The following is a 10052-nucleotide window of genomic DNA, read 5'->3' as shown; positions in this document are numbered from 1 at the left end:
CCACCCCCGGCTCCCCTCCCCCGCGCAGGAGTCGGCGGACGAGCGGTTCACGCGTCGGGGCGTGCGGCTGCTCCTCAAACGCGACGACCTGATCCACCCGGAACTGATCGGCAACAAGTGGCGCAAGCTCGCGCCGAACCTGTCGGCCGCCGCGGGCCGTACGGTCGTCACGTTCGGCGGCGCCTACTCCAACCACCTGCGCGCCACCGCCGCAGCGGGCCGCCTCCTCGGCCTGTCCACGGTCGGTGTGGTCCGCGGCCAGGAACTCGCCGACCGCCCCCTCAACCCGTCCCTCGCGCGCTGCGTGGCCGACGGTATGCGGCTGCACTTCGTCGACAGGTCGACGTACCGCCGCAAGACCGAGCCGGAGACGCTGGCGGCCGTGCTGCGCGCGGCGGGCGCCGAGGGGGCGTACGTCGTCCCCGAAGGCGGCAGCAACGCCCTTGCCGTACGCGGGTGCCGGGCGCTCGGCGAGGAGCTGCGCGGGCACGCCGACGTGGTCGCGGTGGCGTGCGGCACGGGCGGCACCATGGCGGGCCTCGCGGCCGGGCTCGATCCCGGGCAACGGGCCCTGGGTGTCCCCGTCCTCAAGGGCGGCTTCCTCGGCGACGACATACGGCGGTTGCAGGCCGGGGCGTTCGGCGGGCCGCGGGGCGACTGGTGGCTCGACGAGCGGTTCCACTTCGGCGGATACGCCCGCACGACACCGGAACTGGAAGCCTTCGCCGAGGACTTCGAGGCACGGCACGGGGTGCCCGTCGAACGTCTCTATGTCGCCAAGTTGCTGTACGGACTTGTCGCCCTGGTGGAGGAGGGGGCCTTCGCTCCCGGGACGACGGTGGCGGCCGTGATCACCGGGTCACCGTGGCCCTCGTCGGCCCCTCATTCCGCCTCCCGATAGGCCGCCGCCTCCTCCAGGTCCAGTCTGCGCAGCAGTGTCCGCAGCATCTCGTCGTCGATGTAGCGGCCGTCGCGCAGCTTCACGAACACCGCGCGCTCGGCGCCGATCACCTCGCGGGACAGCCTGCGGTAGGTGTCGTCGACGGACTCGCCGGTGACGGGGTTGGCCTGGCCCAGGCGCTCCCAGACGGAGTTGCGGCGGCGTTCCAGGACCGCTCGCAGACGGTCGGCCAGCGGATCGGGAAGGGCGTTGCGTTCGTCGGAGAGGAGTTCCTCCAGGCGGCGTTCGGCGGCTCGGGAGGCCTGCGCCTGGGCGTTGGCCTCGGCGAGGGTCTCGGCCTGCGCGTCCCGGCCGGGGAGTCTCAGCAGGTGGATCAGGGGCGGCAGGGTCACGCCCTGGACGACCAGGGTGCCGATGACCGTGGTGAAGGTGAGGAAGAGGATGAGGTTGCGCTCGGGGAAATCCTCGCCGCCGTTCACCGTGAGCGGGATCGAGAAGGCGATGGCCAGCGAGACCACGCCGCGCATCCCGGCCCAGGAGATGACGAACGGCGCCTTCCAGGTCAGGCTTCCCTCGCGTTCCCTGATCCGCGCCGACATCATGCGCGGCAGGAACGTCGCCGGATACACCCACACGAACCGCGAGACGACGACCACGAGGAAGACGGCGACCGCGTACCAGGCGGCGCGGCCGCCCTCGTACTCCCCGAGGCCCTTCAGGACCACCGGAAGCTGCAGTCCGATCAGCGCGAACACCGCCGACTCCAGCACGAACGCGACCATCTTCCACACGGCCTCCTCCTGGAGCCGGGTGGCGAAGTCGACCTCCCACGCGCGGTGGCCCAGGTACAGCGCGACGACCACGACGGCCAGCACACCGGAGGCGTGCACCTGCTCGGCGGCCGCGTAGGCGACGAACGGGATCAGCAGGGACAGCGTGTTCTGCAGCAGCGCTTCCTTCACATGCGTACGCAGCCAGTGGATCGGCACCATCAGCACCAACCCGACGCCGATGCCGCCGAACGCCGCGAGCAGGAAGTCACCGATCCCGCCGGCCCAGCTCGCGCCCTCGCCGACGGCCGCCGCGAGGGCGACCCGGTAGGCGGTGATCGCGGTGGCGTCGTTCACCAGGGACTCGCCCTGGAGGATCGTGGTGATCCGGGACGGCAGCCCCACCCGGCGTGCCACGGCCGTCGCGGCGACCGCGTCCGGCGGCGCCACCACCGCGCCCAGCACCAGCGCCGCCGTCAGCGGCAGATCAGGTACGACGAGGTAGGCGACCCAGCCGACGGCGAAGGTCGCGAAGAGCACGTAGCCGACCGACAGCAGCATCACGGGCCGCAGCTGCGCCCGCAGGTCGAGGTACGAGCTGTCCGTCGCCGCGCTGTGCAGCAGCGGGGGCAGCACCAGGGGCAGGACGATGTGCGGGTCGAGCGTGTACTCGGGCACCCCCGGCAGATACGACACGGCGAGCCCCGCGGCGACCAGCAGCAGCGGCGCCGGCACGGGCGACCGCCGAGCGGCCGCGGCCACGGCGGCGCTCCCCGCCACCAGCAACAGCAGCGGCATCACATCCATGCTTCTCGCCCGCCCTCGTTTTTCCGCGCGGCCATCGTCGCGGCCGTCGTAACCTGGCAATCATGAAACAGTGCACGCACGCCGACGCGCTGCCGCACCCGGAACCCCGGGCGCTGAACGAGACGTGCCCGGAGTGTCTGGCGGAAGGCATGCACCCCGTACAACTGCGGCTCTGCCTCAGCTGCGGGCATGTCGGCTGCTGCGACTCGTCGCCGGGGAGGCATGCGACAGAACACCACAAGGAGTCCGGTCACCCGGTGATGCGGACCTTCGAGCCGGGCGAGGAATGGCGTTGGTGCTTCGTCGACCACGTACTCGTGTGACCCTGGATCCGGACGGTTCGACCGTCTGACGTCTGGGTACGTCAACCCGGCGCGCGCTCTTCCCAATTGGAGCCGCAGACCCCTAGACACGGAGCGTGTCCACAGGTTTACTGTGAGTGACGGCAAGGGGTTGGGGTCCTGGGGACAGGAAAGTTCAGAGCGCGATAGCGTCACCGCTGAACCACACATCGCGTTACCCCGGGGGGCGACCCTCGGCCCCGAGAAGCTTGTACCACCTTGGAGGTGAGGGTGTCCCAGATCGCAGGCGAGCCCGCGACCCAGGACTTCGTGGAAGTCCGGCTGCCGGCCGCGGGTGCCTACCTGTCGGTGCTGCGTACGGCGACTGCCGGCCTCGCGGCCCGTTTGGACTTCACCCTCGACGAGATCGAGGACCTGCGCATCGCGGTGGACGAGGCCTGCGCGATCCTGCTCCAGCAGGCCGTGCCCGGCTCGGTGCTCAGCTGTGTCTTCCGACTCGTCGACGACTCCTTGGAGGTCACCGTCTCGGCCCCGACCACGGACGGCCACGCCCCCTCCAGGGACACCTTCGCCTGGACCGTCCTCTCGGCCCTCGCGGGGAAGGTCTCCTCCGCCGTGGACGAGGACAAAACCGTTTCGATCAGCCTCTACAAACAGCGCGGCGCGGGACCCGGGCCGGCGTGAGGAACGGGGACGGGCCGGTGCGGGACGAAGAGCGCGGCACACGGGAGCTGCCGGACGGCACTGCCCCCTTCTCGGACGCAGCCGAGAGCCTGGGGGCGGGCCCGAGCGGTCCGAGCGGTTCCCGACGCATGGCGGACGGCATCGACGGCATCCCCGAGCAGGCCCGGCCGCACCCGGAGGACGACTCCGAGGAAGCGGGCCTCCTGGCCGAGGGACGGGATGACGAAGGTGCCGTGCAGGGCGCGCCTCTGGGCGGGCGGATCGGGGTCTCCCCAGTCCGAGTAGAGGCGAGGGCTCGGGAGAGGGCAACGGGCGGGACGATGAGCGAGCACCAGCGAAACTCCGAGGACGAGGCGATGAGCACGCCCAGCGTGCAGGCCACGCAGCACGACCCTCAGGACCGCAGCGGGGCACGCGCCATGTTCGTCGAGCTGCGCAAGCTGCAGGACGGCAGCGCCGAGTACGCGGAGCTGCGCAACAAGCTGGTCCGTATGCACCTGCCGCTCGTCGAGCATCTCGCGCGTCGCTTCCGCAACCGCGGCGAGCCGCTCGACGACCTCACCCAGGTCGCCACCATCGGTCTGATCAAGTCGGTCGACCGGTTCGACCCGGAGCGCGGCGTCGAGTTCTCGACGTACGCGACCCCGACGGTGGTCGGTGAGATCAAGCGGCACTTCCGCGACAAGGGCTGGGCGGTCCGCGTTCCGCGCAGGCTCCAGGAGCTGCGCCTCGCCCTGACGACGGCCACCGCCGAGCTGTCCCAGCAGCACGGCCGCTCCCCCACGGTCCATGAACTCGCCGAGAAGCTGTCGATCTCGGAGGAGGAGGTCCTGGAGGGCCTGGAGTCCGCCAACGCGTACTCCACGCTGTCCCTGGACGTCCCCGACACCGACGACGAGTCCCCGGCGGTCGCGGACACCCTCGGCGCGGAGGACGAGGCACTGGAGGGCGTCGAGTACCGCGAGTCCCTCAAGCCGCTCCTGGAGGACCTCCCGCCGCGCGAGAAGCGCATCCTGCTGCTGCGCTTCTTCGGCAACATGACCCAGTCGCAGATCGCGCAGGAGGTCGGGATCTCCCAGATGCACGTGTCCCGCCTGCTGGCGCGCACGCTGGCGCAGCTGCGGGAGAAGCTGCTGGTGGAGGAGTGACGGCGGTCGGCTACTTCTGATCCGGCGCGCTGCCGGGTCCCCGGATCCCGAGGGCCTCCGTCGTCGCCGGATTGACCAGGAGTACGAGCGTGGTGACCGCGGTCGCGGCGATCACGATGCCCGCCGGGATGGCGATGCTGTCCGCCTGCAACAGGCTGTAGGCCACCGGCAGCGCCAGGATCTGCGTGATGATCGACGGCCCCCGGCTCCAGCTGCGCCGGCCGAACAGCCCCCGCGCGGCGAGCAGCGGCAGCAGTGCGAGCGCGACCAGGGTCACACCGAGCGTGACAGCCTGCTGACGGTCGTCCGGATCCCCGGCGAGTCCCAGCACGAGCACCCACACGCCCCCGACGGCGAGGCCCACGCCTTCCAGCGCGGTCAGCACGGCCGCATACGTCAGCCGTCGCGGACGCGGGCCGATGGTCTCCGGGGTGGCGGGGATCTGCTCCTTGGTCACCCTTGAAGGGTAGCCCTCCGCGATATCGCGTTCTCGCCAGCACCTGCCGACGCCGGACACCTCGAAACGGACGGCTTCAGGGGACGCATCTCTTACCGGATCCCCACCTCGGCCTGTGCCCGGTACCCCCCAGTAGGTACGCTGCAACCCATGCGTGCACTTCTCGTGGTCAATCCGGCAGCAACCACCACAAGCGCACGTACGCGCGATGTCCTGATCCATGCGCTCGCCAGCGAGATGAAGCTGGAGGCGGTCACCACCGAGTACCGCGGTCACGCGCGCGACCTGGGCCGGCAGGCGGCGGACAGCGATGACGTCGACCTGGTGGTCGCCCTCGGCGGCGACGGCACCGTGAACGAGGTCGTCAACGGTCTGCTGCACAACGGCCCCGACCCGGACCGTCTCCCCCGCCTCGCCGTCGTCCCCGGCGGCTCCACCAACGTCTTCGCCCGCGCCCTCGGCCTGCCCAACGACGCCGTGGAGGCGACCGGCGCCCTGCTCGACGCCCTGCGCGAGGGCAGCGAGCGTACGGTCGGCATGGGCATAGCGGCGGGCACGCCAGGTACCGAGGACGAGGGTGTTCCGGCCAGATGGTTCACCTTCTGCGCCGGGCTCGGCTTCGACGCGGGTGTCGTCGGCCGGGTCGAGCAGCAGCGCGAACGGGGCAAGAAATCCACACACGCCCTTTACCTGCGCCAGGTGGTCCGCCAGTTCCTCCAGGAGCCCAACCGCCGGCACGGCACGATCACGCTGGAGCGGCCGGGCGAGGACCCGGTGACCGATTTGGTGCTGTCCATAGTCTGCAATACCGCTCCGTGGACGTATCTGGGCAATCGCCCGGTGTACGCGGCTCCTAAGGCCTCGTTCGATACCGGTCTCGACGTACTCGGTCTCAGCCGTATGTCCACGGTCGCGGTTGCCCGGTATGCGACCCAGTTGCTCACTTCGTCCCCCGAGCGCGGGGCCCGTGGCAAGCACGCGGTCACACTCCACGACCTGGACCAGTTCACCTTGCATTCGAAGGTGCCGTTGCCCCTTCAGATGGACGGCGACCACCTCGGGCTGCGTACGAGCGTGACGTTCACAGGCGTACGCCGTGCACTGCGTGTGATTGTGTGAGCGGAACGGGCTAAAGTCCTTTCACTCGAACGTTTAGGCCAGGATCCACCCCATGGAAGTACGGCTGTGACCTAGTCGACACCGAGGAATCAAAAAAAACTTTCCGGAAGGGGTTGTATCCGTCGCTGAGGTTTGCGAGTCTCTACGTGGCGATCGGGACGGCCCGCAAGACCGGCCTCCACTGATCACCGGAACCCCTCTTCAAATCACAGGACCTCGCCAGGGAACCTGGCGGTCGGCCCTTCACTTGTTGAGGGATTCGTGAAAGCGTTCACATTCACAAGCAATCAGCACGTAATACCAAGGAGAGGTAGCAGCCATGGACTGGCGTCACAACGCCGTTTGCCGCGAGGAAGACCCCGAGCTCTTCTTCCCCATCGGCAACACCGGTCCTGCGCTGCTGCAGATCGAGGAAGCCAAGGCCGTCTGCCGTCGCTGCCCCGTTATGGATCAGTGTCTGCAGTGGGCGCTCGAGTCCGGCCAGGACTCCGGCGTCTGGGGTGGTCTCAGCGAGGACGAGCGCCGCGCCATGAAGCGCCGCGCCGCCCGCAACCGGGCCCGTCAGGCCTCCGCCTGACACACCCGCCCCGCTAAAACAGCCTGAGCTTGGCGGCGCGTACAGCGAGTACGCATCTCCCGCCCCCGAGCCGCAGCGCGCAGTACCCCCGATGCGCGGCAAACGCCGGCAACGAGCATGTTGAGCCCCAGCCCCCTGAACGGGCTGGGGCTCTTTGCTGTCCGGAGACGGTTCACGACCCTCCCCGGTGCCGAACCCCTTCCCGGCGTCTACTTGTGCGCCCGCACCGGGATGTCGAGGATCACCCGGGTCCCCCGCTCCGGCGCCGGGACCATGTCGAACGTGCCGCCCAACTCGCCCTCCACCAGGGTCCGTACGATCTGCAGGCCGAGGTTGCCGGCGGTGTGCGGGTCGAAGCCGTCGGGCAGGCCCACGCCGTCGTCCTGGACGGTGACCAGGAGGCGGGACTGTTTGGTCGTACCGCCGCGGACGGCCGAGACCTCGACCGTGCCGGTGTCGCCCTCGCGGAAGCCGTGCTCCAGGGCGTTCTGCAGGATCTCGGTCAGGACCATCGACAGGGGGGTGGCGACCTCGGCGTCCAGGATGCCGAAGCGGCCGGTCCGGCGGCCGGTCACCTTGCCGGGGGAGATCTCGGCGACCATCGCCAGCACCCGGTCGGCGATCTCGTCGAACTCCACGCGCTCGTCGAGGTTCTGGGAGAGCGTCTCGTGCACGATCGCGATCGAGCCGACCCGCCGAACCGCCTCTTCCAGGGCCTCGCGGCCGCGGTCGGACTCGATGCGGCGGGCCTGGAGGCGGAGCAGGGCGGCCACCGTCTGGAGGTTGTTCTTCACCCGGTGGTGGATCTCCCGGATGGTCGCGTCCTTGGTGATCAACTCGCGCTCGCGGCGGCGCAGTTCGGTGACGTCCCGCAGCAGCACCAGCGAACCGATGCGGATGCCCTTGGGCTTGAGCGGGATGGCCCGGAACTGGATGACGCCGTCACCGGACTCGATCTCGAACTCGCGGGGGGCCCAGCCGCTGGCGACCTTGGCGAGGGCCTCGTCCACCGGGCCGTGGGTCGGGGCGAGTTCGGCGGTGGTCATGCCCAGGTGGTGGCCGACGAGGTCGGCGGCGAGGCCGAGCCGGTGGTAGGCGGACAGCGCGTTCGGGGAGGCGTACTGGACGATGCCGTCGGCGTCGACGCGGATCAGGCCGTCACCGACGCGCGGTGAGGCGTCCATGTCGACCTGCTGGTTGGCGAACGGGAACGATCCTGCCGCGATCATCTGCGCGAGGTCCGAGGCGCTTTGGAGATACGTCAGTTCAAGGCGGCTCGGGGTGCGGACGGTCAGCAGGTTGGTGTTGCGGGCGATGACACCCAGGACGCGTCCGTCCCGTCGTACCGGAATCGACTCGACGCGGACCGGCACCTCCTCGCGCCACTCGGGGTCGCCCTCGCGCACGATGCGGCCCTCGTCGAGCGCGGCGTCCAGCATGGGGCGGCGGCCGCGCGGGACGAGATGGCCGACCATGTCGTCCTGGTACGAGGTCGGGCCGGTGTTGGGCCGCATCTGCGCCACGGAGACATAGCGGGTGCCGTCGCTGGTGGGGACCCACAGGACGAGGTCGGCGAAGGAGAGGTCGGAGAGCAGCTGCCACTCCGAGACCAGCAGGTGGAGCCACTCGAGGTCGGAGTCGTCGAGGGCCGTGTGCTGGCGTACGAGTTCGTTCATGGAGGGCACGTGGCCGAGCGTACCTGGCGGTACGGACATGGTTCGAAACCAGCCACCGTGGAGGCGGTCCGGCCGGTGAAGGACCCCGGAAACACCCGCGGGCCGCGGCGCCTGAGAGGGACCCTCAACCCTCCCGGCACCGCAGCCCGGAGCAACATCGGCCGTGGGGTGTGCGGTCCCGGTCGGCCGAAGGATGAGGACCCGGGGCAGTCAGGGCAGAGAGCTCCGGTTCCTCGGTCCGCCTTCCTGTGCGGGGAAGACGGAAGTCGGTGCGTTCTCGTACTACGCACTCCTCCGCAATTGTGGACTAGACCACTCCGATGTGTCCATGCGTTGGAGCCTGTTTGCTGTTGACGCTTCTTCGCGGGGTCCCGACCGGTTGGAGGACTAGTAGGACGCCCTGGTATCCATCACGCAGCCTAACCCGTGTGGGTTCATGTGCGGGGCCAGTTGGCCATGGCAATTTCCGCGAGGGCCTCCGGTTCCTCCCGGCTCGCCCCGTCCCGCGCCTGTTGTGACGGGCCTCCCTCAGCGGGTCTCCGTCACCTTCGCCAGCGCTCGCGGTGCGTCCGGGTCCTGGCCGCGGGCGATGGTGACCTCGTAGGCCAGGAGCTGGAGCGGGAGGATCTCCAGGATCGGCTGGAGTTCCTCGGCCACGCCGTCGGTGGGCAGGACGAAGCCGGCCGAGGCCTGCTCGACCTGGTGGCGGGCGCCGACGACGACCAGGTCGGCGCCCCGGCCGCGGAGCCGGTCGAGGACGGGCTGGAGGGCCTCGCCGCCCTTGCCGTCGGTGACGACCGCGATGACCGGGGAGACGTTGTCGACCATGGCGAGCGGGCCGTGCAGGAGGTCGGCGCCGGAGTAGGCGAGGGCCGGGATGTAGCTGGTCTCCATCAGCTTGAGGGCGGCTTCCCTGGCCGTGGGATAGCCGTAGCCGCGGGAGGTGATCACCATGCGTTCGGCGAAGCGGTAGCGGGCGGCGAGGGCGCGGACCTCGTCCTGCCGGGCGAGTGTCCGCTCGGCGAGGCCGGGGAGCACCTCGGCGGGGGCGCCGTCGCCGCCGCGCAGGCCCTCGACGAGAAGGTACAGGGTGAGGAGGGAGGCCGTGTACGTCTTGGTCGCGGGGAGGGCCCGTTCGGGTCCGGCCATGATGTCGAGGTGGTACTCGGAGACGGCGGCCAGCGGGGAGTCGGGGTTGTTGGTCACCGCGAGCGTGATCGCGCCGGCCTCGCGGGCGGCCCGGGTGGAGGCGACGAGGTCCGGGGATCCGCCGGACTGGCTGACGGTGACGACGAGGACGTCGGTGAGGTCGGGGCGGGCGCCGTAGGCGGTGGTGGTCGACATCGAGGTCAGACCGCAGGGCAGGCCGAGGCGGATCTCCAGGAGGTACTTGGCGTAGAGGGCGGCGTTGTCGGAGGTGCCGCGGGCGGTGAGCAAGACGAAGCGGGGTGCACGGGCCGCGATCTCCCGGGCGACCTCGCGGACGGCGGGGGCGCCGCGGGAGGGGCGGGTCCGGCGGCGGGGGGGCGGCGCGCGGGTGCGCGGATCCGCGGGGGGCGGGGGGGGGGGGGCGGGGCCGGGGGGGGCGCGGGGGGGGGGGGGGGGGGGGGG

At 70.5% G+C, this 10052-nt stretch carries 10 protein-coding genes and 1 pseudogene; 6 read left to right on the top strand and 5 right to left on the bottom strand.

From position 1 onward, the window contains the following. The coding region (locus L0P92_RS37445; protein WP_234767525.1) for a 1-aminocyclopropane-1-carboxylate deaminase/D-cysteine desulfhydrase at nucleotides 1-901 on the top strand (901 nt) is incomplete at its 5' end. Here L0P92_RS37445 and L0P92_RS37440 read toward each other — a convergent pair. After that, nucleotides 883-2478, bottom strand: a complete 1596-nt coding sequence (locus tag L0P92_RS37440; RefSeq protein WP_234767524.1) for a Na+/H+ antiporter — start codon at nucleotides 2476-2478, stop codon at nucleotides 883-885. The genes L0P92_RS37445 and L0P92_RS37440 overlap by 19 nt on opposite strands. A 62-nt stretch (nucleotides 2479-2540) precedes the next feature. Between L0P92_RS37440 and L0P92_RS37435 the strand changes: the two genes are divergently transcribed. The 3 genes from L0P92_RS37435 (at nucleotide 2541) to L0P92_RS37425 (ending at nucleotide 4612) form a co-directional block, all read left to right on the top strand. Next, nucleotides 2541-2801 (top strand): UBP-type zinc finger domain-containing protein, encoded by a 261-nt coding sequence (locus tag L0P92_RS37435; RefSeq protein ID WP_234767523.1) that lies wholly within the window; start codon nucleotides 2541-2543, stop codon nucleotides 2799-2801. Between the two features lie 249 nt (nucleotides 2802-3050). Further along, nucleotides 3051-3464 (top strand): ATP-binding protein, encoded by a 414-nt coding sequence (locus L0P92_RS37430; protein ID WP_004925829.1) that lies wholly within the window; start codon nucleotides 3051-3053, stop codon nucleotides 3462-3464. A 17-nt stretch (nucleotides 3465-3481) separates the two neighbouring features. Continuing rightward, nucleotides 3482-4612, top strand: a complete 1131-nt coding sequence (locus L0P92_RS37425; protein WP_234767522.1) for an RNA polymerase sigma factor SigF — start codon at nucleotides 3482-3484, stop codon at nucleotides 4610-4612. Nucleotides 4613-4622: 10 nt separating this feature from the next. On the opposite strand, the gene L0P92_RS37420 is transcribed toward L0P92_RS37425, so the two are convergent. Further along, on the bottom strand, nucleotides 4623-5069 hold the full coding sequence (locus L0P92_RS37420; protein WP_234767521.1) for a hypothetical protein: 447 nt from the start codon (nucleotides 5067-5069) through the stop codon (nucleotides 4623-4625). 150 nt (nucleotides 5070-5219) lie between these two features. Between L0P92_RS37420 and L0P92_RS37415 the strand changes: the two genes are divergently transcribed. Then, nucleotides 5220-6188, top strand: a complete 969-nt coding sequence (locus tag L0P92_RS37415) for a diacylglycerol/lipid kinase family protein (protein WP_234767520.1) — start codon at nucleotides 5220-5222, stop codon at nucleotides 6186-6188. A 319-nt stretch (nucleotides 6189-6507) separates the two neighbouring features. Beyond that, complete coding sequence (locus L0P92_RS37410; RefSeq protein ID WP_006142322.1) at nucleotides 6508-6765, top strand: WhiB family transcriptional regulator; 258 nt, start codon at nucleotides 6508-6510, stop codon at nucleotides 6763-6765. Nucleotides 6766-6974: 209 nt separating this feature from the next. On the opposite strand, the gene L0P92_RS37405 is transcribed toward L0P92_RS37410, so the two are convergent. From L0P92_RS37405 to L0P92_RS37395, 3 genes and pseudogenes are all read right to left on the bottom strand, one after another. Further along, complete coding sequence (locus L0P92_RS37405) at nucleotides 6975-8441, bottom strand: sensor histidine kinase (RefSeq protein ID WP_234767526.1); 1467 nt, start codon at nucleotides 8439-8441, stop codon at nucleotides 6975-6977. Nucleotides 8442-8875: 434 nt separating this feature from the next. Further along, nucleotides 8876-8965, bottom strand: a pseudogene (locus tag L0P92_RS37400) (TetR/AcrR family transcriptional regulator); the annotation flags it as partial. 4 nt (nucleotides 8966-8969) lie between these two features. Then, nucleotides 8970-10052, bottom strand: a 1083-nt coding sequence (locus L0P92_RS37395) for an SIS domain-containing protein (RefSeq protein ID WP_372497393.1), incomplete at its 5' end; no start/stop codon positions are given.

This window comes from Streptomyces muensis (assembly GCF_021474425.1).
GTDB lineage: Bacteria > Actinomycetota > Actinomycetes > Streptomycetales > Streptomycetaceae > Streptomyces > Streptomyces muensis.
Note: the sequence above shows the minus strand (reverse complement) of the source record. Positions and strands in the feature narration are given on the sequence as shown.

Excerpts from the sequence above, each read along its gene's own strand:
- L0P92_RS37440 (WP_234767524.1), bottom strand. The coding sequence starts at position 2,478 with ATGGATGTGATGCCGCTGCTGTTGCTGGTGGCGGGGAGCGCCGCCGTG.
- L0P92_RS37435 (WP_234767523.1), top strand. The coding sequence starts at position 2,541 with ATGAAACAGTGCACGCACGCCGACGCGCTGCCGCACCCGGAACCCCGG.
- L0P92_RS37415 (WP_234767520.1), top strand. The coding sequence starts at position 5,220 with ATGCGTGCACTTCTCGTGGTCAATCCGGCAGCAACCACCACAAGCGCA.
- L0P92_RS37410 (WP_006142322.1), top strand. The coding sequence starts at position 6,508 with ATGGACTGGCGTCACAACGCCGTTTGCCGCGAGGAAGACCCCGAGCTC.
- L0P92_RS37405 (WP_234767526.1), bottom strand. The coding sequence starts at position 8,441 with ATGAACGAACTCGTACGCCAGCACACGGCCCTCGACGACTCCGACCTC.